General features: G+C 57.6%; 26 protein-coding genes. 15 read left to right on the forward strand and 11 right to left on the reverse strand.

The window, feature by feature from the left end; all coding sequences use genetic code 11:
- Nucleotides 1-372 precede the first annotated feature (372 nt).
- Entirely contained in the window at nucleotides 373-1,368 is a 996-nt protein-coding gene (locus PQR54_RS29995) for a helix-turn-helix domain-containing protein (RefSeq protein WP_408252092.1), read from the reverse strand.
- A gap of 102 nt (nucleotides 1,369-1,470) precedes the next feature.
- On the opposite strand from PQR54_RS29995, the gene PQR54_RS30000 reads away from it, so the two are divergent.
- Entirely contained in the window at nucleotides 1,471-1,815 is a 345-nt protein-coding gene (locus tag PQR54_RS30000; RefSeq protein WP_408252094.1) for a hypothetical protein, read from the forward strand.
- A gap of 89 nt (nucleotides 1,816-1,904) precedes the next feature.
- Nucleotides 1,905-2,090 carry a hypothetical protein gene (locus tag PQR54_RS30005; RefSeq protein ID WP_408252096.1) on the forward strand — a complete coding sequence of 62 codons (186 nt, stop codon included), beginning with the start codon at nucleotides 1,905-1,907 and terminating at the stop codon, nucleotides 2,088-2,090.
- Nucleotides 2,091-2,190: 100 nt separating this feature from the next.
- On the opposite strand, the gene PQR54_RS30010 is transcribed toward PQR54_RS30005, so the two are convergent.
- The 10 genes from PQR54_RS30010 to PQR54_RS30055 form a co-directional block, all read right to left on the reverse strand.
- On the reverse strand, nucleotides 2,191-3,702 hold the full coding sequence (locus tag PQR54_RS30010) for a glycosyl hydrolase family 28-related protein (RefSeq protein ID WP_408252098.1): 1,512 nt from the start codon (nucleotides 3,700-3,702) through the stop codon (nucleotides 2,191-2,193).
- Between the two features lie 21 nt (nucleotides 3,703-3,723).
- Nucleotides 3,724-4,503, reverse strand: coding sequence for a WecB/TagA/CpsF family glycosyltransferase (locus PQR54_RS30015; RefSeq protein WP_408252100.1), 780 nt, complete (start codon nucleotides 4,501-4,503; stop codon nucleotides 3,724-3,726).
- A gap of 188 nt (nucleotides 4,504-4,691) precedes the next feature.
- The gene (locus PQR54_RS30020) at nucleotides 4,692-6,125 is read right to left on the reverse strand and encodes a mannose-1-phosphate guanylyltransferase/mannose-6-phosphate isomerase (protein ID WP_408252102.1); all 1,434 of its coding nucleotides are present in this window, start codon (nucleotides 6,123-6,125) and stop codon (nucleotides 4,692-4,694) included.
- A gap of 149 nt (nucleotides 6,126-6,274) precedes the next feature.
- Nucleotides 6,275-7,456 carry a hypothetical protein gene (locus tag PQR54_RS30025; RefSeq protein WP_408252104.1) on the reverse strand — a complete coding sequence of 394 codons (1,182 nt, stop codon included), beginning with the start codon at nucleotides 7,454-7,456 and terminating at the stop codon, nucleotides 6,275-6,277.
- Entirely contained in the window at nucleotides 7,449-8,090 is a 642-nt protein-coding gene (locus PQR54_RS30030; RefSeq protein ID WP_408252106.1) for an acyltransferase, read from the reverse strand. The genes PQR54_RS30025 and PQR54_RS30030 overlap by 8 nt, the downstream gene beginning before the upstream one ends.
- Nucleotides 8,091-8,094: 4 nt before the next feature.
- A complete protein-coding gene (locus tag PQR54_RS30035) occupies nucleotides 8,095-9,480 on the reverse strand; it encodes a lipopolysaccharide biosynthesis protein (RefSeq protein WP_408252108.1) in 1,386 nt (461 codons plus the stop codon).
- Entirely contained in the window at nucleotides 9,467-10,747 is a 1,281-nt protein-coding gene (locus PQR54_RS30040) for a capsular polysaccharide export protein, LipB/KpsS family (protein ID WP_408252110.1), read from the reverse strand. Before PQR54_RS30040 ends, PQR54_RS30035 begins: the two co-directional genes overlap by 14 nt.
- Nucleotides 10,748-10,794: 47 nt before the next feature.
- Entirely contained in the window at nucleotides 10,795-11,661 is an 867-nt protein-coding gene (locus tag PQR54_RS30045; protein WP_408252112.1) for a glycosyltransferase family 2 protein, read from the reverse strand.
- Between the two features lie 30 nt (nucleotides 11,662-11,691).
- Nucleotides 11,692-12,831 carry an NAD-dependent epimerase/dehydratase family protein gene (locus PQR54_RS30050; RefSeq protein WP_408252114.1) on the reverse strand — a complete coding sequence of 380 codons (1,140 nt, stop codon included), beginning with the start codon at nucleotides 12,829-12,831 and terminating at the stop codon, nucleotides 11,692-11,694.
- A 136-nt stretch (nucleotides 12,832-12,967) separates the two neighbouring features.
- Entirely contained in the window at nucleotides 12,968-14,320 is a 1,353-nt protein-coding gene (locus PQR54_RS30055) for an undecaprenyl-phosphate glucose phosphotransferase (RefSeq protein ID WP_408252488.1), read from the reverse strand.
- A gap of 134 nt (nucleotides 14,321-14,454) precedes the next feature.
- On the opposite strand from PQR54_RS30055, the gene PQR54_RS30060 reads away from it, so the two are divergent.
- The 13 genes from PQR54_RS30060 to rfbD all read left to right on the forward strand — a co-directional run bounded on the left by PQR54_RS30060 (nucleotide 14,455) and on the right by rfbD (nucleotide 26,726).
- Nucleotides 14,455-14,766 carry a hypothetical protein gene (locus PQR54_RS30060; protein WP_408252116.1) on the forward strand — a complete coding sequence of 104 codons (312 nt, stop codon included), beginning with the start codon at nucleotides 14,455-14,457 and terminating at the stop codon, nucleotides 14,764-14,766.
- 103 nt (nucleotides 14,767-14,869) lie between these two features.
- Nucleotides 14,870-16,027, forward strand: a complete 1,158-nt coding sequence (locus tag PQR54_RS30065) for a polysaccharide biosynthesis/export family protein (RefSeq protein ID WP_408252118.1) — start codon at nucleotides 14,870-14,872, stop codon at nucleotides 16,025-16,027.
- 2 nt (nucleotides 16,028-16,029) lie between these two features.
- Entirely contained in the window at nucleotides 16,030-16,467 is a 438-nt protein-coding gene (locus PQR54_RS30070) for a low molecular weight protein-tyrosine-phosphatase (RefSeq protein WP_408252120.1), read from the forward strand.
- Between the two features lie 43 nt (nucleotides 16,468-16,510).
- Nucleotides 16,511-18,751, forward strand: coding sequence for a polysaccharide biosynthesis tyrosine autokinase (locus PQR54_RS30075; RefSeq protein ID WP_408252122.1), 2,241 nt, complete (start codon nucleotides 16,511-16,513; stop codon nucleotides 18,749-18,751).
- Nucleotides 18,752-18,865: 114 nt separating this feature from the next.
- Nucleotides 18,866-19,726 (forward strand): 3-deoxy-8-phosphooctulonate synthase, encoded by an 861-nt coding sequence (gene kdsA / locus PQR54_RS30080; RefSeq protein ID WP_408252124.1) that lies wholly within the window; start codon nucleotides 18,866-18,868, stop codon nucleotides 19,724-19,726.
- Entirely contained in the window at nucleotides 19,723-20,277 is a 555-nt protein-coding gene (locus tag PQR54_RS30085) for a KdsC family phosphatase (protein ID WP_408252126.1), read from the forward strand. Before kdsA ends, PQR54_RS30085 begins: the two co-directional genes overlap by 4 nt.
- Nucleotides 20,261-21,052 carry a 3-deoxy-manno-octulosonate cytidylyltransferase gene (kdsB, locus tag PQR54_RS30090; RefSeq protein ID WP_408252128.1) on the forward strand — a complete coding sequence of 264 codons (792 nt, stop codon included), beginning with the start codon at nucleotides 20,261-20,263 and terminating at the stop codon, nucleotides 21,050-21,052. Before PQR54_RS30085 ends, kdsB begins: the two co-directional genes overlap by 17 nt.
- Entirely contained in the window at nucleotides 21,049-21,984 is a 936-nt protein-coding gene (locus tag PQR54_RS30095; protein WP_408252130.1) for a KpsF/GutQ family sugar-phosphate isomerase, read from the forward strand. Before kdsB ends, PQR54_RS30095 begins: the two co-directional genes overlap by 4 nt.
- Before the next feature lie 220 nt (nucleotides 21,985-22,204).
- On the forward strand, nucleotides 22,205-23,206 hold the full coding sequence (locus PQR54_RS30100; RefSeq protein ID WP_408252132.1) for a helix-turn-helix domain-containing protein: 1,002 nt from the start codon (nucleotides 22,205-22,207) through the stop codon (nucleotides 23,204-23,206).
- A gap of 120 nt (nucleotides 23,207-23,326) precedes the next feature.
- Entirely contained in the window at nucleotides 23,327-24,388 is a 1,062-nt protein-coding gene (rfbB, locus tag PQR54_RS30105) for a dTDP-glucose 4,6-dehydratase (protein WP_408252134.1), read from the forward strand.
- 3 nt (nucleotides 24,389-24,391) lie between these two features.
- Nucleotides 24,392-25,279 carry a glucose-1-phosphate thymidylyltransferase RfbA gene (gene rfbA, locus PQR54_RS30110; protein ID WP_408252135.1) on the forward strand — a complete coding sequence of 296 codons (888 nt, stop codon included), beginning with the start codon at nucleotides 24,392-24,394 and terminating at the stop codon, nucleotides 25,277-25,279.
- Nucleotides 25,276-25,824 carry a dTDP-4-dehydrorhamnose 3,5-epimerase gene (rfbC, locus tag PQR54_RS30115; RefSeq protein WP_408252137.1) on the forward strand — a complete coding sequence of 183 codons (549 nt, stop codon included), beginning with the start codon at nucleotides 25,276-25,278 and terminating at the stop codon, nucleotides 25,822-25,824. The genes rfbA and rfbC overlap by 4 nt, the downstream gene beginning before the upstream one ends.
- Nucleotides 25,824-26,726, forward strand: a complete 903-nt coding sequence (gene rfbD, locus PQR54_RS30120; protein WP_408252139.1) for a dTDP-4-dehydrorhamnose reductase — start codon at nucleotides 25,824-25,826, stop codon at nucleotides 26,724-26,726. Before rfbC ends, rfbD begins: the two co-directional genes overlap by 1 nt.
- The last annotated feature ends 57 nt before the right edge of the window (nucleotides 26,727-26,783 follow it).

Raw genomic sequence — 26,783 nt, forward strand, 5'->3', positions numbered from 1 at the left:
GGACCCAAAGCGAAGCTGACCAGACAGTGTTTGCATATTGCCTGGTCGATCGATTCAGGGTGGTCGATCGCAACCATAGGGGCGAAAACCGGCTATTGATGCGAGATGGCGGAAGAGGCACCACTATTGGCTAAAGCGAATACATGCAGGCCTCGCGGCAGCGCCGCGGCGCGGGGGCGCAGGCGCGCGCGTCGCCAGCATCGATGACAGCGGAAAGGCTCTGTTGCGACCCAATCAGCGTGTGACGATGCTACGTACGGATATCATTGGCGAAATCCGTCAAAAATAATCTTTTCGCGGAAGGTTCGGGAAGAACGGGCGGCAAACGGAATTGCGGCGTTCTTATCGGAGCGGCTTAGCCGAGACGCTCGATCAGGATTGCTCCGCCGGAGCCGTCTCCCTGCCCATGCGGTAATCGGTGGGTGTCGTCGCAAGATACTTCCTGAACAACTTGGCCAACTGACCGCCACTGCCAATGCCGCAACGCCGTGCAATCTTATCGACAGGCAAGCGCGACTCGACGAGCATCCGGCAACTCATGTTAAGACGAGCGCGAAGCAGATAGTCGGAGGGTGTCATCCCGATCTCGCCCTTGAAGCGGCGCAGGAAGTTGCGCTCGCTCATCGCGGCCACCTTCGCGGCCGCGTCGATAGAAACAGGCCGGTCGACGTTTGCCTCCAACCAGCGCGCCGACGCCATAATCTTTTCACTGACTTTGGGCGCTCCGCTGCGGGAAATGGACGTGTCCCAAGGTATATCCTGCTGAGGCGCAACCGATTCAGCGACATGACGCGCCACTTCCAATCCCATATCCTCTTCGACGATACGCAGTGCTGTGGCAACCCCGGTCGGAGCTTCGCTCAACGCTCGTGTTTGATAGTAATCGCTCGTTTCATTGTTGCCATACAAGAGGGGACAGTAGCGGCTGGGAAGCTTTGCTGCTTCCAGTAGCAGCCTGCCCTCGGCGATCGGATGAACGATCTCGCTGAATGGATGTCTGCGGCGCAGCCAATTGCTAAGGCGTTCATCGCGGCAGGCATGGGGTACGCCCGCGCCGCCTGCGATAAACAGCAGATGTCTGTCATTCGTAACCTGATGCGAGTCGACGCTCTCAGTCCAGACGAATACCGAAGACGAGCTTGCGATACGGCCACCTGCAGCCGACAGCAGTGAAACGTCGTAACGCTGGCGATGCAATTGCTGTGATACGCCGAATGCGTTCGCTTTCTGGAAGATCTCGATAATTGCTGCGACTTTTGGCAGCGCAAACCCGTTGAACAACGCTATGTCAACGCGAGTCATCTCACGCGTCTGAGTTCTCACGGCACTTTGCCGCGAGCAGCGCGGCAGAGTATGTACCAGCTCCATTTGCTTTTCCCCGGAATGTTTTGGCCTTCAAAGCCCTTCCCTAGACTCTCAGCTTTTTTCTTATCTTTGCATGCTATACAACAATTCTAGCGTAATTATTACATGTCTGATTTAGCCAACACATTGGCCGTTCACGACCTGGCCGAAAAAATTTCCGTTTTAACGGAGAAAATCCGCCGTCGAATGTATCCGAAATCTGAATTGAGCGGATTTATGCTTCTTGCGACAAAATGCCACGAGAAAAGAGACGGAGCGGATAGCGTCTTCATGGAAATGGTTTATGCGAGAGCGTGTTATGAAAAGAATCAGAAAAACGCCGCTCATTGGTCCGCTCAACCCTACGAGATGTCACTCGATTCGATCTTTCTCAAGGTAGGGCTTTCCTGGGTAATTTCCGGTAGAAACCCCCGCTATCATGGAGCTGCCACTGCCAGTTCGCCCGCCTGAACCGGAACCACGCAGAATTTTTTCGGCGGTTTGCCATATTCTCAGCGCGCAGGGCTAAATAAGTCCTGAACGTAGCCGATAACGCATACATGCGTATAGAAGAAATTCAGACAATCATTAACGCCGCTTCCGAGACGGCCGATTCCATAGTCGGCGCGCGTGAGTGGACTACGGCCGAAGATGCGAGTGCAATGCACGATCTGATCTTCTGGGACATGCTTGCCAAGCAATTGCCCGATATAAGCGTCGCCGATCTGCTGTCGATTCTGAAATAGCACCGTGTGCGGCGGGTTCAAGACGAGACACCACCTGCAAAGCACAATTTCATTCAATTCATCCGCTTACCCGGCATTGCGCGGACTCTATTGTTTTCACTCAATTCATGTACCACTTGTCGACGTATCTGGTGAATGCGTAGATCGTGTCCGCTTTCAGAACAACGTCTTTAGATGAGCGCGTCACGATGCCCGATCCGTGAACGATCGTCACATTTGGATTCCCCAGTACGCGAATCGTTTGACCATCGGCGGCGCCGGAGAAATACGAGATTTCCGTGGGCGTGATGTAGTTATCAAGCACCACGAGACCTGAGCCGGTGACGTTGACGATCCGCGTCCCAGCCGGAGGCTTGGTGGTGAGCGGTGCACCTGACACGCTCGACCCTTCATGGTTCTGGACCAGGAACAATCCAGCCTGATTGAAGCTTCCGGCGCATGCGAAGTATTGATTGCGCGCATCCGGGTCGGATTCACTGACGTAATCCTCGAAACCATACTTCTGAAGACGCTCTTTTCGACCCTCGGAGCGGCATGAGGTCAGTACGTTGGAGCGCGACTTCGACGACATGTAAAAGCCGCTGTAGGTGCCGACCTCGGCGGAACTATTGTTGTAGCCGAAGCACGTGCTCCATATGGCGCTGCCATCGACATAGAACCCGTGGCCGATATTGGAGTCGGCCCGGCACTGCGAAATGCGGTGCTGCGATCCTCGCAACGGTGCGATGTAGATGCCGCGTTCGGCGTCTTCGCCAATGCAGTTCGACAGGAAGTTATTTGCCCCGCCCACGACAATCCCGCACAGAAGAAGGTCCGGCGTCACCAGTCCGCGGCCCGCGATCAGAGAAGGGTTGGCTTCGATTCGGTTGAGGAAATCGTCGGTGCCGAACGTTTCGATGCATCCGGAAAGCCGGTCGCGCTGACGATTGAGCAAAACGTTTGTCGTCAGAATATCTTCAAAAACGACACCAAACCCTGCGAGGTGCTGAAAGCCCTGGTCGGCGAAATTGTTGGCGGTGCAACGTCGTATAGCGGCCCATTTGACCAGTTGAAAGCGTACCCCGCCACCCTCAGAATTCGCGCCGCGTCCTTCGAAATTGATCCCACTGATGCCGATTCCGCGCACGAGCGTCGACGGGGTATCGACTACGAAGCCACGGTCGGCCTGTACCAAAGTTACGCCGGAAATATGGCCCGGAAGATAACCGAACATCGTGCTACTCGATACCAGCGACACGCCGTTCTTCAGGATGACATTGCAGCGATAGCGCCCAGCAGGAAAGCGAACCACGCCGCCGCCACGCGATTCGAGCAGGTCGATCGCAGACTGGATCGCGACGCTGTCGTCCGTGCGGCCATCACCCTTTGCACCAAATCGCTTGGGATTGATATCGGCATCGTTCAACTCTTCGGCTACTGTCCGGACGATACTCGTCGGCGCCGCCGCCTTGAATGCGATTGATTGAGCGTTGCCTGATCCCGACGGCGTGTCTTTCGACAACCCCGTATCTACAGATGACGCGTCCGGTTTCGTTTGCCCATTGACGGCCGCCGCCGCGCTGAGAATCGTGCCTGCGAGGGCGCCCTTGATTGCCTGTCGTCGGTTAGTCACAGTATGACTCTCGTTGGTCGATCATTTATTGCGCGCAACTGCGTTGTTGAGCAGTTCCCTGACCAGAACAGTAGGGAATACCAAAGCGTCGTGTGCGTAGCGGCGCAACAGACGCCGGGGCTCGGTGACGATCCGGTGCAGCCATTCGAGGCCGGTCCTGCGCATCCAGACCGGTGCGCGTACTTTCTCGCCTGCAATGAAGTCGATCGTCGCACCCGCGCAGATCGCCACCTTTGCGCTGATGCGAGCCCTGTACTCATGCACCCATAGTTCCTGTTTGGGCGCGCCGAGTCCAACGATCAACAGATCCGGTTCGGCCGCGGCGATCTCGTCGAGAATGCGATTACACTCGGACGGCAACGTTTCGAATCCGAAGGGAGGAGAGTACGTACCGACTACCAGAACGTTCTGCCAGCGTTGCGCAATGATCCGCGCGGCGCGCTCCGCAACGCCGGAACCGGCGCCGAGCAGAAACACGCGCATGGGCTGATTCATGGACCGCGCCTGATGAAGGAGACTCGGTACGAGGTCGCTGCCGGGGACGGTTTCCTTTAATGCGCGACCCATCATCCGCGATGCGAGTACCAGCGGCTTACCGTCAGCGAGCACCATCGACGCGCCTGCATACGCGGCCTGAAATGCCAGAGAGTTTCGAAGTTTGACGATATGGTCCACATTCGGCGTGACCACGTAACGGCATCTTGCGCGCGGCGATTCCAGCCACCGCGCCAACGTCTTTGCAGCCGTGTCCATTGATATGGCGTCTATCTCTATCCCGAACATCGTGCATTTGGTGGTCATTTAACAGGCCTCAGGTCGATAAGACGTGACGAAGCGCTCCGACTGAAAATTCAATCGGAGACTTTGGAAAACTAAGTACGTGGGAATCTTGTTGAATCGGCCTTGCGTCGGCCTGATATGCCCAAGATCGCCGGGATGAGATGCGCTGGGCCGCCTCCGTAGAGGCGCGCGCGAGCAGCGCTTAAGCGCTATGCAGTGCCGGTTCTGCCATAACGGTCCTCGAGCCGAACGATGTCGTCCTCACCGAGATACGCTCCGGATTGGACTTCGATCAGTTCAAGTGGGATCTTTCCCGGATTGAACAGTCGGTGCGATACCCCAACAGGAATATAGGTAGACTGGTTTTCCGTCAGTAAGTCCTCGCGGTCGCCGTTCGTAACTAACGCCGTGCCCTTGACTACGATCCAATGCTCGGCGCGGTGATGGTGCAGTTGAAGACTCAATTGGGCACCAGGATTGACAACTATCCGTTTGACCTGGAAGCGCTCGCCCTGGTCGATGGATTCATACGAACCCCACGGGCGCGTCACGCGCCGATGCGTAACGGACTCGCGCCGTCCCGTTGCATTGAGACTGTCGACGATAGTCTTTACGTGCTTGGCGAGATCGCGATGTGCGACGAGCACAGCGTCTGCCGTTTCGACGATTACCAGGTCGCTGACGCCAATGGCCGCGACCATGCGGTGTTCAGCGCGGATATACGAATTCGACACGGAATCTTGCAGCACGTCGCCTATAAGCGCATTGCGCTGTTCGTCTTGCGGCGCAATCTCATGCAGTGCGGACCATGATCCGATATCGCTCCAGCCGAGATCGTCAACAGCGATAACCGCCGCGCGATCGGTACGCTCGAGAACCGCGTAGTCCACCGAGATGCTCGGGCATTCGGTGAATGCATCCTTGCCGAGTCTAAGAAATTGCAGATCAGGACGTGCATCTTTGTATGCTTGATCCGCGAGACGGGCGACCTCTGGCTCGTATCGTTTCAGTTCGTCCAGGTAGACGGCTGCGCCGAACAGGAAAATGCCGCTGTTCCACAAGTAATCGCCACTGGCCAGCAGCTCGGCGGCGAGCGCGGCGTCAGGCTTCTCGACGAAGGCGCTGACGTTGTATGCCTCGTGCTCCTTGTCTGCCAGCAACTCACCCTTGCGGATGTATCCAAACCCGGTATGCGGCGCAGTCGGCACCACCCCGAATGTGACGAGCCGTCCATCGCGCGCCAGAGCAATGCCGGTTTCGACTGCGTTGTGAAACGCGTCTGCGTTTTGAATGACGTGATCGGACGGCAGCACCAGCAACAGCGCCTTGGGATCATCCTGAATAGCGAAATGTGCCGCGGCCGCAATCGCCGCAGCGGTGTTTCTCGAGACTGGTTCAAGGATGATCGCGGAGACGCCCAGAGCGATTTCCTTTAGTTGATCGACAAGCTGAAAGCGGTATTCGGCATTTGACACCAGAACCGGCGGCTTGGTGTTGTCGAGAGCATTGACGCGTCTCAGCGTAGTCTGCAACAGCGAATGCTCGCCCGCGAGCGTGAGGAACTGTTTTGGTTGACCGCCACGAGACATCGGCCACAACCGCGTTCCACTGCCGCCACATAGAACAACTGGAAAAATGCTCATGTGCTTCTATCCTGTATGCCTCGTTCGATGTGACTCTACTGAGCAACCTATGTGTTGTGCGTCGACTGTCTTAATTCGACATACTTTTGGCAGATCCGGGTAACCCATTACAAAGGCGTTGAAAATGGCCCTTGTGAGACACGTCGAACCTATTGCCGGCCGGCTACCGACGGATAGTCTCTATAGGCGAGAAGCATGAAGACGAAGATCGACAGGCCGAGTGGTTCGATCATCAGCAAGCCTGCGAAAACGGCAAAAACGAGTGGTGCCATACCGCCGAAATCTCTACGCACGCGGAGCCAGAGAACCCAGCAATAGATGACGGTGACGGGTACGCCGTATTTGTAGATCATGCCGGTAATTGAATTCGATATGCCGGCGTCGTTCTCCTTGATGTACCCATACTCGTCCAGTGCAAGTGCGTTGTAGGCGTCGAGGTCGCCGCTTGGACGGCCGAGCAGCAAGCTGTCAGCTGCGGCGCGCGCCCCGAGTGTCATGTCGTTGATTCGCACGGTGATACTTGAGTCGCCTTGCAGCGAGCGACCGAACAGGGTCGAGAAGGCGTCGTCGATCGCACCGGGGGCAGCCAGTACGAGTGCCACAACAATGCCCAACATGATCGCCGCGAGATTCGCGAGTCGCGGCTGGCGCTGATGCATGTAGCAATAAGCGGCGAATGGCATCAAGACCGATAAGGCTCCCATGGATTGAGTCGAGAGAGCCGCCAGAAGAAATACCCAGTTGGGTCGCTTCTTGTACTTCAGACAGTTGTATGCGAAGGCCATCGTCAGCATTACGCCGTACACTCCGGCTTCCCAGAAGATGCCCTGATTACGGTAGTGGTTGAAGCGCTGCAGATCGGTCGAGCGGACATAGAGAAGGCCGAAGACCGTGCTGTATTCGTCGTCGATATGGCGTGCGATGCCGGGGGCCACGTAGGCGAGCGGATAAAGCACTAGCGAGATGATTGCCATGTAATACATCACGTCGACAAAAAGCTCGCGGAAGTCGCGGCGTGTGCGCTTGAAATAGATGCACGCGACGCCCGCAATGAGCGCTTTCAAAATGACGAAGAGTTCTTTGTCGTCAATCTGAAAGTCCTGCGCATAACTGGCGACGAAAATCGCGATAACCAGAATCCCGTAGCTACCGCGGATTGCTCGGGGAAAGCGTACCGATACCAGGAAGCTGCAAAATAGAACCACCACGATTGCGGCGATCATTGCGGAATTGCCAACACGAACCACAACGATCCAACCGCCGCTAACAAGCAGAATTGCGGTCAGCAGTATTGAGGCGCGGATTTCGCGCCGGAAGAGGGAACTAAGCATGATTGATTTCGTTTGTGACACTGGCGGGACAGGCGTTGCGCGCAGAGGGCGCGCCTTTTAACCATTGCTTACGATCCGGATGCCAGTGTCGAACCACGCGGGCGGGTGCGCCGACGGCGACGCAGAAATCGGGGATGTCGCTTGTGACAACGGCGTTAGCGCCGATCACGCAGTGGCGGCCAATTCTCGCTCCGAGTATCACGACGTTCTCGCCGATCCACGAGCCGTCGCCGATGCTGACCGGGCGGCGCTGAATCAGGTCTTGCGTCTTGACGGGTTTGTGGATGTCTTCGTATCCGTGAATATAGTCGGCGACGTAGACTCGATCGGCGATCAGCACGTCACATCCGATCTCGATCGAGTGGGTAACAATAATATGCGCGCTGTTGCCGATGTAAACGCGGTCCCGGATATCGAGTCTGGGTTGCGCGGAGAACGCTTGAATCGTCTCGATCCACGCGAAATTGTTAATGAATACGTCGGCGCCGATCGCGATGCAGTCCGATCCGTCGATCCGGATTGGCCTGAGAATGCGGGAACGTGCCCCGAAGCGCGCGAAGAAAAACGGATACACGAGGCCCTGAAGTGACGTCCTGAGACGATTCCGGACCTTGAAGAAGATGCCTATGTTCACGTGGCTATTCCGTTTGTGTGCGTTTGGCGTGGTGCTTCAGGAGCGTGGTGATCTCACGCCGGTAGAACGACAGCGACGGGTAGACGCAGATACCTAGAACCTTCCATGCCACGAGTCCCTCCGCGAGTTTTTCGCCTGCCAGTGCAAGAGCGGTAGCGAGTGCCGCGCCGGTTGCGCCTAACGTCGGCACGAGAATCGCGGCAAGGGCTATGCACACCAGGGTCGCGATCACCATCGCATTACGGATGACTCTTTCGAGTCCGTGAACGACCAGTAAAGGACGTATCGAACCGCTTGCGACCACGGCGAGTTGTCCCGCGCTCAAGAAGAGGAGTGGGCCGTAACCCGCCCCAAAGTCATTGCCGAACAGTCGCAACAGTTGGTGACCCGATATGACCAAAACGACGAAAAGACCCGATACGAGTATCAGCAACGCAGCCGACACGCGTTGAACGATCCACTCGATATCGTGCTTGCTGGAAGTGCCGCGCATCATCGAGAGTTTGGGCCCGACTAGCGCGTCGATAGGCGGGACCAGAAATCCCGATAGTGTCAGCGCAACGCGTTGTGCGACCGAATACCCGCCTACGTCAGAAGGAGAAGAGTGGATTCCAACGGCAAACACGGCGATCCAGAGCAGCGCCATCTGGCAGGTGTTGCCGATCAGCAGCGGCAGTGCCGGTCGTAGCAAGCGGACATTCCATACGGGGCCGATTGGACTGGTGAGACCACTGGCACTACGCATGAATCTACTGAAGGGAATGTACGCAATAGTGAGGTTGACGGTCGATGCGCCGACGAAAATATATGCTGCCGTTACCGCGCTCGACGGCGGCATGCAGAACAGTGAAAGGAACGAGAGGAGCGGTACCCAGACACTGAAAACGGCAATGCTTCTCTCCGGCTTGCCGATGATCTGCAGAAACGGTACGTGCATCATCGCGATCGAAGTAGGTAACAACGCTACGGCGAACCACACCAATACAGAGGCAAGTTCCTGCTTGTGAAAAACGTACACCGCCAAGGGTTTCGATAAAAGAATGACCGTAAGCGTCAGAGCGAGACTCGCTATAGCGGCGAGGAGCATGGTTTGGCGGTACAGGCTTCGCAGCTGTACCCACTGACTATCGCGCACCATCGGACCGCCGTCGCGAATGACGATCTGTTCGAGGCCGAGACGGCAGAATGTCGACAGCACCGACAGAAACCCTAAGCCAATCATGTAGAGACCCGTCTGCGACGCGCCGAGGTAACGGCCGAGAAAGATCACAAACGAGAAATTCGTCACCGCGCCCGATAGCCTGAAGACGAAACTCGACGCAATACGTCTGACAATGGTCGGCGACCGCGGAAGTCCGGCTGGCGTCATATCTGTTTTATCGGGTCTCAACGCGGAGCGACTCCATTACACGCGCGGCGATACCGCGCGTATAGCCGAGATCGACGTCAGTAAAGTGGCCGGGGAAGAAGTACCGGTCGACCAGTGAGCCAAGTAACATATTCGGCGCAGGCTTTGACCTGTCGGTGGGGTGTTCGACCAGATGTCCGAGTTCGGCTGGCGTCCGGGCCGGCAGGATTCCGTTGAGATGATCGTAGAACGATTCGCCGAGCACGATGACCCTGTGGCCGGCCGCGAAGGCATCGAGTCCCGTCAACGAGTTGACCGTGACCGTTATGCATGTCCGGGCAATATCATCGGATAGCGACCGACCGCTGAGTTCGATTCTCTCCAGGCGCTCCACCAGCGCATAGAATGCCGCGCTATATTTGCGGCGGTACAGCGGATGTTCACGGACGACGACTTTCCAGTCGGGTGGGATACCCGACATGACGAACTCGATCAGTCCAGCATCGCTGAGCTGAAGTGGATTGTGATAGATGTTGTTCGCGTCCTCTGGCACCTGCATTGCGAGAAGGAGCGTCTTTCGTCTGTCGGACACGGCGTCCGATTGGCGCACCAATGCCTTGTAACGCGAAGACGGGCACTTCTCCAGCCGATATGGACGGAGATCGGGCGGCAGCAACCCGGTGAGCCGGGACTGCGCAACGATAAACTTGTCGACGATCGAGTAGAGACGATTGTTCCATCTCGGGCGCTGATTAGGTACGACCAGCTCAGGACCCGTCGCGGGAAGATCGGCAAGAGCCGTCCGGAACGAACAATTCGCGTTGACGCCCTCGCGATCCAGTAGCGTGGTGCGGTACGGCCCCTGCTCGAAGAACCACGTCGTCGCGCGCGAATCGGCCAGTGTGCGCATCAACACTTCGGCCGGCAAGCGTGTATCGCCGCTGAGAATGGCTACGTCCGGATCGAACTGCTCGATCACCGATCGGCTCACTTCGAGCATCGCCCGCGCCTGGCGGTCAAGGGCGTCCCGCTGCGGATCGGTCATGCCGGGATCGGACGAATGGAAGCGAATCAGAGCCGATATCACGTCCGGGTCAGTCGAGCGATCCCTGGCTCTCGTCAGAAATGCCTTCCATGACAGCGCCCTGGTCGCACGCCCGTGCAACCGGAAGTACGCCCACGCACTTGGGAAAACCGCCAGATGGAGAAATTCGACGTCGGGATCCAGCTGCTTCCATGCATCCTCTATCGCACAGAAGAAGCGCGCCATGGGATGGTAGTAAACCAGCGTGACAACTTTAGTTTTCATAGTGTGTGAGCGAGCCAGCCGCCGGCCGGATACGATGTCGAACGTAGTTATGCGACAGTTCGTTTCATTAGAAACGCGTCGCGCATTGCACGAAGTTCGATCTTGTGACGTGCGACCGCGTGGAAAACGGTTAACACGATCGCCGATGCTGCGACGGCCAGATTACGTGTCTTCAGTCCGCAGTAAAGCCAGTTGCGCGTCAAGTAATAGCGTGAGAAATCTGATCGGCTGCCGCCCGTCGAAGAGCTGATCTTGTGCTGAAGATGAATGGTCGGTGTGTAATACATCTTGATTCCGGCCCTTTTCAATTCGAGGCAGAAGATCGTGTCGTCGTAGTAGACGAAGAGTTCTTCCCACATCCGGATTCCCGACTCCTTCAACGGCCGCGATTTGACGATCAGCGAGCAGGTTGGCGCGTAGTCAACCGGATACAGCAGATTTTTGGTCAGTCGATCAGGTTTGTTATGGCCGAAATGACGGCAACCGCCTTTCAGGTAGCTCAGTTTGCCACCGGCGTACCACGGCTTGCCGGGCGTGTCGTAGTAGAAACTTTTCGGTGCCAGGGCGTCGACGCGCGGATTGGCAAGCAGAATGTCGACTTGCTGCTGGAGGAAATCGGCATCGACTTCGATGTCGTTATTCAGGAAGAGGACATGCGTGAAGCTCTCATCCGGAAGAAAAAAGTCCAGTCCCTGATTGTTCGCCGTGGCGACACCCACGTTCGATTTGTTGCGAATGAACGTGAACGGGACCTTCAGATCCGCGCGAATTGCCGCTTCGCAGGCGCGGTTTTCGACGTCGTTCTCGATACAGAGGACATGGAAATCCGTGAATCGTTGAGCGTTCATGCTCGCAATAAACCCTGCGATCACAGGATCCGATTTGAAAAGCACGGTCACAATGCCAATTTTCATCGCGAATTTCCTTGAAGAGTGAGGGTGCGCTTAGTTCAACAATCCGCGACTGCGCATCTCGGCGACCGATTGGTCGTAGCCTGCATCAGAGATGGTTTGTTCCTCGACCCACTTGCAGAAATGCATCGCACCTTCTGCAAACGACACCTTCGGCTCGAAATCGAGTTCCTTGCGAATCTTTTTCAGATCCGCATAGTTATGGCGAATGTCGCCGAGACGGAAATTGCCCGTGATGTTGAGCGCGCCGGTGGCGCCGTAGAAGCGCTTCAGCGTTTGCGCAACCTGAAGCACGCTGGTTGCCTTGCCGGATCCGACGTTGTAGGCGACGCCCGCTTTATTCGTTGCATCGAGCGCGAGCACAATGGATTCGACGATGTCGTCGATATAGACGAAGTCGCGACTCTCGAGGCCGTCTTCGAAAATGTTGACGTCTTTGCCCTGAAGCAGCAGCGTGGAAAAGATGGAGAGAATGCCGGTGTACGGATTGCGCAGCGACTGGCCCGGTCCATACACGTTCTGAAAGCGAAGTGCGATCGCGCCGATATCGAGCGTCTCGCAGACAGTCAGAACCAGTTGCTCCTGGAACAGCTTCGTGATGCCGTAAACAGAGCTTGGGTGGGTCTTGGAGGTTTCGTCGGTCGGGACCAGTTCGAGGCGTTCGCCGGTTGCGGCGCAAAGGCAATCGTACAGTCCGAGACGCATGTCAGAGGCTTTCCGCGCGCCTGGATAGACATAGCCCGCGTGGCCGCGATATTTGCCTTCGCCGTAGATGGAACGGGACGACGCCACGACGACCCGGCGGACGGTGCCATGCCCCGCGTCACGCGCTTCGGCGAGCAAATCGAGCATCAGCGACGTGCCACGCACATTGGTCTCGACATAGTGGTCGATCTGGTACATGGATTGGCCGGTACCCGTTTCCGCAGCCAGGTGAATGACGGCTTCCTGACCTTCCAGTGCGGCCAGCCAGTCTTCACGGCGACGTACATCACCCTTGATGAAGCGCACGGATTCAGGCAGTGACTTGAATAAGGGCGAGTCATCGGGATTAGTCCCGTGAATCTGCGGAGAGAGGTTGTCCAGTACGGTAACAGTGTCGCCGAGGCGGTTAAGGGTACGCGCGAGTGCACTGCCGATAAAGCCGGCACCGCCGGTGATCAGGATATTCATGCGAGCTCGAAGATTGAAGTAGAGGTCAAAAAGGGGCTGCGATTACGGTGAATCGCAGCGCTGATCTGGGACGCGAGAGACGAATTTGGGCGAGCAGCCGACACGAATGCATGTAGAGCGTAAGAAGCGCGTATCTTCAATAAGCGTGGGCGCCGCCGAAACCATGGATAAACGTTTTTAGAACGATCTTGAGATCGAGACCGAAGGTCCAGTTCTCGATGTAATAGAGATCAAACGCGATTCGTCCTTGCATCTTCTCGATCTTGTCGGTTTCGCCGCGATAGCCATTGATTTGCGCCCAGCCCGTAATGCCAGGTTTGATCCTGTAGCGAAACATGTAGCCATGCACGAGGTCTTTGTAGAGTTCGTCGTGCTGTAAGGCGTGCGGGCGCGGACCGACCACGGACATGTCGCCTTTTAGGACATTGATGAACTGCGGCAACTCGTCGAGACTGGTCTTGCGGAGCAGCGCACCTATCGGCGTTACACGAGGATCGCGGCGTTTGGCCTGAGTCAACTGGCCGGCATCTTCCGAATGAACCACCATCGTGCGGAACTTGTAGATCTGGAATTCATTGCCGTTCGCACCCTTGCGCCATTGGCGGAAGAAAGCCGGTCCTGGCGACGACAACTTCACGAGAATTCCGATGACAAGCATCAGCGGCAACAAACAGAGCAATGCGAGGGCCGCGAATGTGCGGTCGAAGATCTGTTTGGGTACAAAACGTGGATCTGCTGAGGGTGATGCCAATAGATTGATTGCGGATAGCCCGACGACCTCCGAGACCGAGTGGTTGAAGAGAGAAATGTCGCGCACGTTCGGAATGAAGCGGACATTTACGAAGTCATGCCGGAACGCGTTCAATACGGCGTGTACACGTGCTTCTTCCCGCAGCGGCAGAACGAGCCAGATTTCCTTGATGCCTCGGGTACGCACCGCATCAGCCAGTCCGTCGAGAGAAGCGACCACCGGAAGTCCACCGGCGTACGTGGAGGCAAGCGGATTTTCGTCGAATACACATTCCGGAGAGAAACCCGACTGGGCATTCTTACGCAAGCGATCGATCAACGTAAGGCTGAGCGGATTTGCACCGACAATCGCGACGGGTTGGACATTGATGCCACGACGCCATAGCTGTTTGGACAATTGATACTGCGCGAGCCGCACGGTGACGAGGAGCACAAGCGACATGACGAGCCACGTCCCGCACCAGAGCCGCGACAGGATGTGTGCCTGATGTGTCGTAAAGACCAGTACGAGTCCCAGAACGAAGACGGCTACCCAGCCGATCGTGACGAGCGTCACCATCTCCAGCGGACTCCGTCCTCGCCACGATTGATAGATGCCGAGCGTGGGGAATAGCAGAACGGCCATCGCCGTATTGAAGGCAACGAGAAGCAGCGTGGGATCGCTCCACGCAGTGAAATCGTCGAAACGGAATACATACGCAATTGCGGCGCCCGCCAATACGAGACACGCATCGAGCAACACGAAAAGAAAGGCAGGTGCGCGAGTGCCGGGATGAAAACCAAGCGGTTTGACTGATTGCATTTGCATTCCCCTAGCGATTTGTTTGCGGGCGCTAACCGGTTTTGCGTCGCATCATAACCACGAGGTTGGCGGTGAAAAATCCGATGACGGAAAACGGCAATGAATCGTCCGATTCGACTCAACGCGCGCAAGCATGGCGTTTTGGTATCGGCCGGAAGCCGCGCAGCGACTTGATGTCCGATTTATCCATATTGGGTGAGAAGCCGCAGGGCTTGGCCGCGAAGCCATCGGGCGCCGCCCAGGACTTTCCGTATTTCGCCAAATGCATGCCGTTTTCGGTCAACGCGATTCGCCGCGCCGCAGCATCGGTAATATCCGATCCCGGTAAGACAAGCCGTCAAGAAAGCGACGGCAGACTGTGCGATGCGGTCTCACAGCCGTAAAGCGCGACTGACATTCGAGGGCGTTCGAACAGACCGTAGATCGTCGCTCTTTCAGCCAGTCATTTCGAAGTCCGCAGATCCACACTGCCTTAGCACACTGCCAATGAGAAATCGCTTTGCATCACTTATTCAACGCATGTCCCTGTGTTCGGTTGTTGCGCTCGGTGCTTGCGCATTTGCGCCTGGGATGAGTTTCGATCCACATAAGCCGATCGATCCCGAGGATCCTTCTTCAGTGCCGGTGATCACTCCGATTACGTTCAAGCTGATCGAGCAGGAATCGTCGGCGCGCAAGGCTGCCATAGCGGCCGACACCAGCTATGCATCGTTGATCGCGCCACCAGCGCCGTATCGGATCGGAGCCCAGGACGTGCTGTCGATCATCGTTTGGGATCACCCGGAACTGGTGATGCCTAACCTGAGTTATGCGATCGGTACCGATTCGGGCGCCTCTCCGGCTACGGTCGGCATGGCGGCGCAGAGCCTGCCTGGCTTTGTGGTCAGCAAGGACGGCTATGTCCAGTTTCCCTATGTGAAGAAGATCAAGGCCAGTGGACTGACTGAGCTGCAATTGCAGCAGGAATTGATCGACCACCTGAAGCAGAACCTCAACGATCCGCAGGTAACGGTGCGCGTCATCGGATACCGCAGTCAGAAAGCCTATATCGACGGCGAAGTGCGCCAACCGGGCGTCAAGCAGATCACCGATGTCCCGATGACTCTGGCCGAGATGCTGAATCTGGCAAACGGCGTTGCGGCCACAGGCGATCTAAGCAGAATCGAACTGACTCGCGGCGGCATCACACATCGGATCAACCTTCCCGAAATGCTGAAACGCGGGCTCAATCCGAAGGACATTGCGATTCGTGACCAGGACGCGATCCGGGTCCCGCCTTTGATCGAACATCGGGTCGTGGTGTCAGGCGAAGTCGTGAAGCCGGGGCCTGTCGTGTTCAAGACGAATGGTCATTTGACGCTGAGCGATGCGCTTGGCGATGCGGGTGGTGTCAGCCAGTTGAGCGGCGATGCGGGTGAAATCTATGTGGTGCGCGCGAAATCGGACGATGGACTACCCAAGATATTTCATCTCGACAGCAAGTCGCCGACCGGAATGGTGCTTGCCGCCGGGTTCGAAATGAAGCCGGACGACGTCGTGTATGTAGACGCGCCAGGCGTGATCAGGTGGTACCGCGTCGTGACGCCTCTGGTGGGCAGTGCGACCGGTGCGTATTACCTGCAACGAACTGCATCGGATAACTGAACATGGTCCAATCGGTTCTCGTGGTCTGTATCGGCAACATCTGCCGAAGTCCGATGGCGGTAGGGCTTCTGCGCACGCGGCTGCGCCACGTCCGGGTGGAGTCCGCGGGACTGGGCGCGCTGATCGGCCATCCTGCCGACGCGATCGCGCGTGAGTTGATGCGCGAGCGCGACATCGTGATCGACGATCACCGCGCCCGCCCGCTATCGGCGCTTCTGTGCGCGCAGTCCGATGTGATCTTCGTGATGGACGCTAAACAGAAGCAGAGCGTGGTCGATCGTTATCCGACCACGCGTGGAAAGGTATTTCGGCTGGGCGAATTCATTGATCAGGATATTTTCGACCCTTACGGAGGCGAGCGTTCAGATTTTCAAGCGTGCCTCACCTTGATTGACCGCGCGATCGAAGACTGGGTCGAGCGACTCAAAATTGTGGCTTAACCGAGCAGGCGTTTTTTCCGCTCGCTACCTTGGCACCTATTTGATGACGCAAACTAAATTGCCTCCCACGGGGGCACCCGATAGCGAAGAAGAGCTGGATTTCGTGACGATTCTCGACGTGCTGATAGAAAGCCGTTGGCTGATCGGCATTGTCGTAGCCTTCTTCGTCGTGGCCGGCACGCTCTACGCGTTTCTGACTAATCCGGTCTATGAAGCCGATCTTCTCATACAGGTCGAAGACAGCCCGGAGAGCTCGGCGGAAAAGGGCCTCCTGGGCGATGTTTCGTCGTTGTTCGACGTGAAATCGACGGCTGCCGCCGAAAGCCAGATTCTGGCGTCACGCCTTGTCGTTACGCGTGCGGTCGACAACCTCAAGCTGTTTATCGACGCGCAGCCGCGCTACTTTCCGTTGATCGGGAACTGGATAGCGCGTCGTAGTCAGGAGCTTTCCACGCCCGGCCTGTTCGGCATGGGTGGCTACGCATGGGGGAACGAGCATATCGATGTGGCGCAGTTCGATGTACCGGTATCGCTCGAGGACGACAAATTCCGCCTGACGGTGATCGACGCGATGCACTACCGGTTGACCGGTGACGATCTCCCTGAACCGTTTGTCGGTCAGGTTGGACGGCTCGAGTCCGTACCGTCGTGTTGCGGAAAGATCCTTCTCTGGGTGAAATCCATTAAAGGTCGGGCGGATACGCAGTTCGTACTTCGCCGCCACTCGCGAATGAAGAGTATCACCGACTTGCAAACCAACCTCGACGTTGAAGAGAAGGTGAAGCAATCGGGTGTATTGATTGCGAGTCTGCTCGATACCGACCCGGTGCGCGTAGCGGCGGAGTTGAACGCAGTGGGCGACCAGTACATCCGGCAGAACGTCGAACGAAAGTCTGCTGAAGCTGCACAGTCTCTGGAGTTTCTGAACTCGCAATTGCCGGTGATCAAGCAACGCCTCGACGAGGCACAGCAACGGTATACGGCAGCACGGAACAAACTCGGCAGCGTGGACCTGACTGAGGAAGCGAAGGTGGTATTGCAGCAGTCCGTCGATGCAAAAACCAAGCTACTTGAACTCGAGGAGCAACGCCAAGGGCTGGCGGCGCGATTCAATGGACACCATCCGGCGATCCGCACGATCGACTCGCAGATTGCAACGTTGCGTCAATACAGCGACGCGGCGTCCTCCAGAATCAAGCAATTACCCGACGTGCAGCAGCAGATTGTCCAGTTGCAACTCGACGTTCAGGTCAATACCGATCTCTACACGTCGTTGCTGAACAACTTTCAGCAATTGCAACTCGTCAAGGCGGGCAAGACGGGAAATGTGCGGCTTGTCGACACGGCAGCGGTACCGGAGAAGCCCGTCAAGCCGAAAAAGCTGATCGTCCTTGCTGGTTCGCTGGTCGTCGGCTTGTTTGCAGGCGCGGTGCTTGCCTTTGTGCGCAACATGCTGTTCCGCGGCATCAGCGACCCGACCGAACTGGAGCGCCGCACGGGTCTGCATGTGTACGCGACGATCCCGTTGAGTAAGCGTCAACAGGAGCTGAGCAGGGTGTCGAGTGCAAAGAAAGCGGGTACACACGTTCTCGCCGCCGATTCGCCCAGCGATCCGGCTATCGAAAGCTTACGTAGTCTGAGAACTGCGTTGCAGTTTGCGATGGTGAATGCGCGAAACAACGTCGTACTGTTGACAGGGTCAGCGCCGGCCGTCGGTAAGTCGTTCGTGTCGGTGAATTTTGCGGCTGTGCTCGCGGCAGGGGGCAAAAAAGTGCTACTGATCGACGGTGACTTGCGCAAGGGGCATTTGCATCAGTCGTTCGGATTTGAACGCGGTGGCGGTTTTTCAGAGCTGGTGTCGGGTCTCTCGGCATTCGAGCAGGTTGTGCGGCGCGATCTGCTCCCGCGACTGGACTTTGTTTCGACAGGAACACTGCCGCGAAATCCCGCGGAGCTGTTGTTGGGTGACCGGGTGACGTCTTATATCGAGGACCTGTCGAAAATGTACGACATCGTGCTGATTGACACGGCGCCTGCACTTGCCGCCGCCGATGCCGGGATTCTCGCGCCGAATGCCGGCACCGTGTTCCTGGTCGCGAGGGCGGCGGTGACGAAAGCGGGCGAGATCGCAGAGTCGGTCAAGCGGCTCGCCCAAAACGGGGTCGAGGCAAACGGCGTACTCTTTAACGGACTGAATCTGTCGCACGCGCGGTATGGCTACGGCTCCAAATATGGCTCATATCGCTATGCAGCCTATGAATACGGTGGGGAGACGCGTAGCTAGCGTCAACGCGTGCAGTACATGAGGCAAAAAGACAGAAGATCGCCGTGCTCGGATGTCTCCGGGTACGGAGGTCGAGGTCAACCGTTCTAACTCTTTCTGGCGTGGACGTGAGCGATGAAGATAAACGATCGTGCGGTAGAAATCACAGGCGCGGTAACGGTCTCGAACCGTCTGCCGTTTGTATTGTTCGGCGGCATCAACGTTCTCGAAGACCTCGACTCGACACTGTTTGCCTGCCGCCACTATGTCGAGACGACGGCGAAGCTGAACATTCCATTCGTCTTCAAGGCTTCGTTCGACAAGGCGAATCGTTCGTCGATCCATTCTTACCGCGGGGTCGGAATCGATGAAGGTCTGAGAATCTTTGAAGCGGTCAAACGCGAGTTCGGCGTGCCGGTCATCACTGATGTACACGAGGTCGAGCAGGCCGCACGTGTCGCGGAGGTGGTCGACGTGCTCCAGGTGCCGGCATTTCTCGCGCGGCAGACGGACCTGGTGGTGGCTATTGCCAAAACGGGCCGTGTGATCAACATCAAGAAGCCGCAATTCATGAGCCCCACGCAGGTCGCTCACATTGTCGGCAAGTGCCGTGAAGTCGGCAACGACAACGTCATTCTGTGCGAGCGGGGCAGCTCGTTCGGCTACGACAATCTGGTCGTCGATATGCTCGGCTTCCGGCAGATGATCGAAGCATCGGACGGCGCGCCGGCGATTTTTGACGTGACGCATAGCCTGCAATACCGCGATCCGGGCGGCGCCGCTTCAGGTGGCCGCCGCCGCCAGGTCGTCGAACTTGCACGTGCCGGTCTAGCGGTCGGTCTGAGCGGTCTCTTTCTGGAAGCACATCCGGATCCAGACCACGCGCGCTGTGATGGTCCGAGCGCGCTTCCGCTTGCCGTGCTCGAGCCGTTTCTCCAGCAAATGAAAGACCTTGACGATCTGATCAAGAGTTTTCCCGCGCTGGATATTCAATGAGCACGCCACGAGAGTATCGGGGGAAAATCCGCCTCGTTCTATTCGATGTGGACGGCGTGCTGACGGACGGCTCGCTGCATTTCAATGGCGACGGTGAATACCTCAAGTCTTTTAGCGTACGCGACGGCGTGGCGATCGGATTGCTGCGGGAATACGGGATTGCGAGCGGCGTGTTGTCAGGTCGATCGAGTGCGCCGCTTACACGCCGGGCGAAAGAACTCGGTTTCGACGTGGTGGTGACCGGCAGCCGCGACAAGTTGTCCGCGTACGAGGCGATCAAGCTGGAGCGAGGGTTGCAGGACGAGCAGATCGTCTACGTCGGCGACGATGTGATTGATTTGCCGGTGATGTTGCGCGCGGGACGCGCGTTCGCCCCCGGCGATGCACACGTGCTCGTATTGCGTCACGCGGATCATGTCACGCGCGCGCGCGGCGGCCACGGCGTCGCCCGTGAAGTCGCGGAGAGCGTGTTGCTGGCCGACGGGATGACGCTTGACGAGATGTATCGATCGTTTTTGACCGGGGAGGTGCGCAGTGCGATCGTCCAGTGACCTTGCTTCGATTCACGTGGTGATACCGGCTCGCTTTGGGTCGACTCGCTTGCCCGGCAAGCCGCTCATTGATCTGGCGGGCGAGCCGATGATCGTGCGTGTTTATGAAGCTGTTCGAGCGGCGTTGCCCGAAACGGTGAACATTGTGGTGGCTACAGATGACGAGCGGATTGTCGGAAGTCTGGAGGCGTACCGGATTCCCGTTCGGATGACCGACCCCGAACATCAGTCCGGAACTGATCGGTGCGCGCAAGTCGCGCGTGAATTGGGCTGGAATCCAGACGATCTGGTCGTCAATGTGCAAGGCGACGAACCGCTCGTTCCACAGCCGTTGCTTGCGTCGTTCGTGCAATTCTGCGCGAACGCGCAGGCTTTCGACATGGCGACTGTCGCGGTGCCTTTAACGGCAGTGTCCCATTTGACTGATCCGAACGTCGTCAAACTCGTGGTCGGCGCGCAGGGGCAGGCAATCGTGTTCTCACGGGCGGCGATTCCGTTTTGCCGCGATCTTCCGCAAAACGATTGGCCGCTGTCCGCGTACTTGCGTCATGTCGGTATCTACGCCTATCGATGCTCGGCGCTTTACCGGCTGACAGAGACACCTTCATGCGAACTCGAGGAACTCGAGAGGCTGGAACAGATGCGTGCGATCTGGCTGGGTATGCCTATTCGCGTATTCGAATGGCCGGAACCCCCGCCGCCGGGTGTCGATACGAAAGAGGATGTGGCGCGAGTAAGGGAAATACTTTTTGTGAACGCTTCGGGTAGATCATGACGGCTCACGATTACATCTCGTCGGCGAAACGGGTTTTCGCTTTGGAGTCCAATGCCATTGCCGCGCTCGCATCGGGTCTGGACGACGACTACGCAGAGGCGATAGCACGTATTCTCGAAACGCGCGGCCGTGTGATCGTATGCGGCATGGGCAAGTCTGGAATCATAGGCAAGAAGATCGCCGCGACCTTCGCGAGCACCGGCACGCCGGCGTTTTTCATGCATCCCGGCGAGGCGTATCACGGTGACCTCGGGATGGTCACCAGTGACGACGTATTTCTCGCCATTTCAAATTCGGGCGAGACCCACGAGGTTGTGCAACTGCTCCCATTTCTGCGAAACAATCACAATTTCGTGATCGCAATGACGGGTAATCGTGAGTCGACGCTGGCCCGCGCGGGGCATTGCCATCTGGATATCGGTGTCGAGAAAGAGGCATGTCCGCTTCAACTGGCGCCGACCGCTTCAACGACGGCGACGCTGGCAATGGGCGATGCGCTCGCCGTGACGTTAATGGAGGCGCGCGATTTCAAGCCGGAGGGCTTCGCGCGTTTTCATCCTGGAGGATCGCTTGGTCGACGACTGCTGAGCACAGTGGGCGATGAGATGGTGCGCGACAAGCTTCCGTTCGTCGGGCCCGATGCGAAGGTCATGGAGATTGTCAGCGAGATGACGCGCGGCAGTCTTGGGATTGCGATTGTTCGCGACGAAACAGGCTGGGGCCTGATTACCGACGGTGACGTTCGCCGTTTGATCGAGGTCCACGGGCCCCAAGCATTCGAAAAATGCGCGCGAGACTTCATGTCGAGAGAGCCCACGATGGTGTCACCCGCAACGCGCGTACAGGACGCGTTGGCATTGCTCGACGAACGGCGGATTACTTCGTTACTGGTACTCGAACACCAGCACATTGTGGGTGTTTTCAAGAAGTGAAGGTGCATGCTCGGTGCGTTGGGCACAGTGGCTAGCGTTATTTCAGACAAATCCATGGCACCGGTAGCCAGCGATCATTGTCGACTGCACGCGGTGAGTAATATCGGCAGTCAGGATAAGTGACAAAGCCAGCGCCGGCCGCGGAAACAGGAACATGCACCCGTACACAAACCGCACAAGAGCTAAAGGAGCATTCTCCGAGAACGTCGCGGCGCCTTCCATGGAATCGGAAGTGAAGATTGCGATAGTCGTATTCGCAGGCTTCTCCGTCAAGGAAGTCGATGCGCTGGCGGACATCTTTAACCGCGCTCACGGCAACGATATCGTGGAGGAGAAGTCGCCGCCGCCTGACCTGATATTCAAGGTGTCGTTACTGTCGATTGGGGGCGGCTATGTCGATGACTCGCTTTCAATCCGGATCTGGACGGATCCGGTCGAACCTCGTTTATCGGAGAAATTCGACGGTGTGTTCGTAGTCGGTGCGAAGTGCAGGGTGGGGGCGGCCGAAGACCCGGATGTGTTGCGCGCCGTGTCGACTTTGGTGGCGCGAGCCGATGTCGTCGTGTGGGATAGCGACAGCTCGTTGTATCGATTCGTGATGGCTTCGCCGAGTACAGCGCGGCGCGGGCGACGATTGGGCAGTGCTCGCGCACGTTCGAGACTGGCGCCGTCCATGACGGAAGCAGGGGTGTCGTTTGTCGCGGCGTTGGCGGCGACCGGCGCGCATGCGCGAAAACAGATTGAATCGCAGATTCTGCTTTATCTCACATCCTCGCGCAATGCTGTGAGAAAGCACGCGAGTCCTCGGACGTCGAATGGCAGTCGCGATGTGCAAACGGACGACGCGTCATCGATGGAATGGACGGCACCGGTCAGAGCGGCGGCGAATTGGCTGCGAGAGAACTATATGCACCCGATCTCGATCGCGCACGCGGCGGAAGTCGCGAATATGAGCGAACGAACGTTTTTGCGTCGCTTCAGGGCGGAGGCGTCGATCACGCCCTCGGAGTATTTGCTCGAGATTCGATTGGGTGTCGTGTGCAGCCTGCTCCAGCGAACCAGTTTGCCGATCGATACGATCGCGCGACGTTGCGGAATGGGAAGTGGCGAGCGGCTTGCAAAAATATTCAGACGTCGACTCTCTCTCACGCCGAGCGAGTTTCGTGACGCGAATCGGCAGGGATTGAATCCTGGCGTTCACGGGATCGATTTGAATGAGTAGTGCAATCGACTCAAGCAGGAAACTGGCGAATGTCGGAATGCGCCAACTATATGGCCGATGAAAAAATAGTCGCGCCTTTACGATTCAAAATGTAAAAGCCGTCATCTAAGAGAACTTCAAATGATCTTCGTAACGGGTGGCGCCGGTTTTATCGGCGCAAATTTTGTCATCGACTGGCTTGCCCACCACGATGAGCCGATACTCAATATCGACAAATTGACGTATGCCGGCAATTACGGCACGTTGCAAGCGCTGCACGACGATCCTCGTCACGTGTTCGTGTGTCGCGATATCGGCGATCGCGCGGCCATGAACGCTATCTTTGAACAATATCGGCCGCGTGCCGTGGTGCACTTTGCAGCGGAAAGTCACGTCGATCGTTCGATCGACCGTCCACGTGAGTTTATCGATGCAAATGTGACGGGTACCGGTGAACTGCTCGATGTCGCGCGGCTCTATTGGGAGCGCCTAAGCGATGCGGACCGCAATTCGTTTCGCTTCCTGCATGTGTCAACGGACGAAGTGTACGGTTCGCTGTCGGCCAACGACGCCGCATTTACGGAGACGACGCCGTACGCGCCAAACAGTCCCTATGCGGCATCGAAAGCCAGTTCGGATCATATCGTCCGCGCGTACCACCACACCTACGGTTTGCCTACGCTGACCACGAACTGTTCGAACAACTACGGGCCTTACCAGTTTCCGGAGAAGCTGATTCCGTTGATGATTCAGCGGGCACTGAGCGGCGACGCGCTACCGGTTTACGGCGATGGCCGCAATGTGCGCGACTGGCTGTATGTACGCGACCATTGTGATGCGATCCGTACGGTGCTCGCCCGTGGCGTGCCGGGGGAGACCTATAACATCGGCGGCGATAACGAGAAAACCAACGTCGAAGTCGTTCATTTCATCTGCGATCTTCTCGACGCGATAAAGCCGCGCGAGAGCGGCAGTTATCGCGAGCAGATCGCTTTCGTCCCGGACCGGAAGGGACACGACCGGCGCTACGCGATCGATGCAACGAAGCTGCGTCGCGAGCTCGGCTGGGTGCCGCGCGAGACGTTTGCGAGCGGCTTGTCGATGACGGTGCAGTGGTACGTTGAAAACGGCGCGTGGCTCGAAGAAATCCGCTCCGGCGCATACCGGCGCTGGAACCCCGCAAGCGTACTCAAGAGAGCGTGAACGATGGACTCGAACCGTAAGGGCATTATTCTCGCCGGCGGGTCTGGTACGCGGCTGTACCCGATCACGCGTGTCATCTCCAAGCAGATGCTGCCGATCTACGACAAGCCGATGATTTACTATCCGCTGTCCACGCTGATGATGGCGGGCATTCGCGAGGTTCTGCTGATCTCGACGCCGGATGACACGCCGCGCTTCGCGGCGATGTTCGGCGACGGCAGCCAGTGGGGTATGCGGATCACCTACGCCGTGCAGCCGTCGCCGGACGGGCTCGCTCAGGCGTTCATACTCGGCCGCGAATTTATCGACGGGAAACCGTCCGCGCTGATTCTGGGCGACAACATTTTCTATGGCGCGGACCTGGGTGCGCATCTGGGCAACGCGCATTCCAGAACCAAAGGCGCGACGGTCTTCGGCTATCACGTGCACGACCCGCAACGCTACGGCGTGGTGGAGATCGACGGCCGGGGCAAGGTACTGTCGATCGAAGAGAAGCCGTTGAAGCCGCGTTCCAGTTTTGCCGTGACAGGTCTTTATTTCTATGACGGCGACGTCTGCGATATTGCCGCGAACATCGAGCCATCCGCACGCGGTGAGCTGGAAATCACGGATGTGAATCGGCACTACCTGGAGCGCGAAACGCTTCATCTGGAGACGCTGGGTAGAGGTTTTGCCTGGTTCGACACAGGCACGCACGAGTCGCTGATCAATGCGGCGACGTTTATCGCGACGCTGCAACAGAGGCAGGGCTTGCTGGTTGCGAGCCCGGAGGAAGTCGCATTCCGGCGTGGCTGGATCGATGCCGAGCAACTGGCCCGCCTCGCGGCGCCTTTGCAAAAGACCGACTACGGCCGATATCTGTCATCTCTCATTCCTACCGTCCACACATGACCATTCAAGTTCGACATACCGCGATTCCTGACGTGAAGGTCATCGAGCCCCAGGTGTTCGGAGATTCACGCGGTGCGTTCCTCGAGACGTTCAATCAGGTCGAGTTCGAAGAGAAAGTGGCGCGCGGCTATACGTTCGTGCAAGACAATCATTCGATTTCAGCGCAAGGCGTTCTGCGAGGCCTGCATTACCAGATCCAGCATCCACAAGGCAAGCTGGTTCGGGTTGTAGTGGGTGAGGTGTTCGACGTTGCGGTCGATCTGCGGCGCTGGTCGTCCACGTTCGGGCGATGGGTCGGCGTGCGCCTGTCCGCGTCGAACCGGCGGCAGCTATGGATTCCGCCAGGCTTTGCGCACGGCTTCGTCGTATTGTCGGATGTCGCCGAGTTCCTTTATAAAGCGACTGCATTCTGGCACCCGGAACACGAACGTACGTTGCGTTGGGACGATCCGGACATCGCCGTCGACTGGGAACTGGATGGTGTGCCGTTCGTTTCATCGAAAGACGCCGCCGGTAGCCGCTTCAACGAGGCCGAGGTTTACTGATGAGAATCGCGGTCACAGGTGTACAAGGGCAACTCGGCTGGGAGCTCGCACGCTCGCTTGCGCCGCTGGGTGACGTAGTTCGCTGGGACCGGGAAGTTGCGGATCTCAGCAAGCCGGCGCTGCTTGACGGGTTGATGAGGTTTTACCGCCCGGACGTCGTTGTCAACGCCGCAGCCTATACGGCGGTCGATAAAGCGGAAGACGATTGCGTAACGGCACGACTCGTCAATACCGAATCGGTCGACGTCATGGCCCGCGCGGCAAAACGCGCTGGCGCATTGTTCGTTCATTTCTCGACTGACTACGTATTTGACGGAAAGTCGACGGAGCCTTATTCGGAAGATTGCGAGACGGCGCCGCTGAATGTGTACGGCGCGACCAAGCGCGACGGGGAACTCGCAATCATCGCGTCCGAATGCGATCATCTGATCTTCCGCACCTCCTGGGTCTACGCGACGCGCGGAGCAAACTTCATGCTGACGATGCTTCGGCTCGCCAGCGAACGTGAAGCGCTCAAGATCGTCGATGACCAGGTGGGTGCACCGACTCCGGCAAGAATGCTTGCCAACGTTACCGCCCACGCGATTTCGCAAGCGATGCGCGAGCGCCGGGAAGCACGCTTCGAGAGCGGTCTCTTTCATTTGACATCGCGAGGCGTGACCAGTTGGCACGGCTATGCTTCTGCGATCATCGACTATGCGCGCAATCTCGCGCCTTCAGGCCGGGTACGCGTCACACACATCGAAGCCGTACCGAGCGAGGCGTTCCCGACGCGCGCAGCGCGGCCGCGCAATTCGGCTCTTAACAACGACCGCTTCGATGAGCGCTTCGGACTTGTGCGGCCGCATTGGTGGGACGCGCTTGCTCAGACGCTGGATGAGCGATTCGAGCGTACCGCTTAAGCATTCCAGACTTGCCAGGGCTCTGGAAAGAGACCGCGGCTTTGCCGCCGGTCTGCG

The sequence above is a fragment of the Paraburkholderia phytofirmans genome (genome assembly GCF_046028095.1).
Classification (GTDB): Bacteria; Pseudomonadota; Gammaproteobacteria; order Burkholderiales; family Burkholderiaceae; genus Paraburkholderia; species Paraburkholderia phytofirmans_A.

What these genes read in the sequence shown, in the direction of transcription:
- PQR54_RS30070 (WP_408252120.1), top strand. Translation starts at nt 16,030, where the DNA reads ATGGTCCAATCGGTTCTCGTGGTCTGTATCGGCAACATCTGCCGAAGT.
- rfbC (WP_408252137.1), top strand. Translation starts at nt 25,276, where the DNA reads ATGACCATTCAAGTTCGACATACCGCGATTCCTGACGTGAAGGTCATC.
- PQR54_RS30040 (WP_408252110.1), bottom strand. Translation starts at nt 10,747, where the DNA reads ATGAAAACTAAAGTTGTCACGCTGGTTTACTACCATCCCATGGCGCGC.
- rfbB (WP_408252134.1), top strand. Translation starts at nt 23,327, where the DNA reads ATGATCTTCGTAACGGGTGGCGCCGGTTTTATCGGCGCAAATTTTGTC.
- kdsA (WP_408252124.1), top strand. Translation starts at nt 18,866, where the DNA reads ATGAAGATAAACGATCGTGCGGTAGAAATCACAGGCGCGGTAACGGTC.
- PQR54_RS30000 (WP_408252094.1), top strand. Translation starts at nt 1,471, where the DNA reads ATGTCTGATTTAGCCAACACATTGGCCGTTCACGACCTGGCCGAAAAA.
- PQR54_RS30095 (WP_408252130.1), top strand. Translation starts at nt 21,049, where the DNA reads ATGACGGCTCACGATTACATCTCGTCGGCGAAACGGGTTTTCGCTTTG.
- PQR54_RS30050 (WP_408252114.1), bottom strand. Translation starts at nt 12,831, where the DNA reads ATGAATATCCTGATCACCGGCGGTGCCGGCTTTATCGGCAGTGCACTC.
- PQR54_RS30025 (WP_408252104.1), bottom strand. Translation starts at nt 7,456, where the DNA reads ATGCTTAGTTCCCTCTTCCGGCGCGAAATCCGCGCCTCAATACTGCTG.
- PQR54_RS30005 (WP_408252096.1), top strand. Translation starts at nt 1,905, where the DNA reads ATGCGTATAGAAGAAATTCAGACAATCATTAACGCCGCTTCCGAGACG.
- PQR54_RS30075 (WP_408252122.1), top strand. Translation starts at nt 16,511, where the DNA reads ATGACGCAAACTAAATTGCCTCCCACGGGGGCACCCGATAGCGAAGAA.
- rfbD (WP_408252139.1), top strand. Translation starts at nt 25,824, where the DNA reads ATGAGAATCGCGGTCACAGGTGTACAAGGGCAACTCGGCTGGGAGCTC.
- PQR54_RS30085 (WP_408252126.1), top strand. Translation starts at nt 19,723, where the DNA reads ATGAGCACGCCACGAGAGTATCGGGGGAAAATCCGCCTCGTTCTATTC.
- PQR54_RS29995 (WP_408252092.1), bottom strand. Translation starts at nt 1,368, where the DNA reads ATGGAGCTGGTACATACTCTGCCGCGCTGCTCGCGGCAAAGTGCCGTG.
- PQR54_RS30065 (WP_408252118.1), top strand. Translation starts at nt 14,870, where the DNA reads ATGAGAAATCGCTTTGCATCACTTATTCAACGCATGTCCCTGTGTTCG.
- PQR54_RS30045 (WP_408252112.1), bottom strand. Translation starts at nt 11,661, where the DNA reads ATGAAAATTGGCATTGTGACCGTGCTTTTCAAATCGGATCCTGTGATC.
- rfbA (WP_408252135.1), top strand. Translation starts at nt 24,392, where the DNA reads ATGGACTCGAACCGTAAGGGCATTATTCTCGCCGGCGGGTCTGGTACG.
- PQR54_RS30015 (WP_408252100.1), bottom strand. Translation starts at nt 4,503, where the DNA reads ATGACCACCAAATGCACGATGTTCGGGATAGAGATAGACGCCATATCA.
- PQR54_RS30100 (WP_408252132.1), top strand. Translation starts at nt 22,205, where the DNA reads ATGGAATCGGAAGTGAAGATTGCGATAGTCGTATTCGCAGGCTTCTCC.
- PQR54_RS30020 (WP_408252102.1), bottom strand. Translation starts at nt 6,125, where the DNA reads ATGAGCATTTTTCCAGTTGTTCTATGTGGCGGCAGTGGAACGCGGTTG.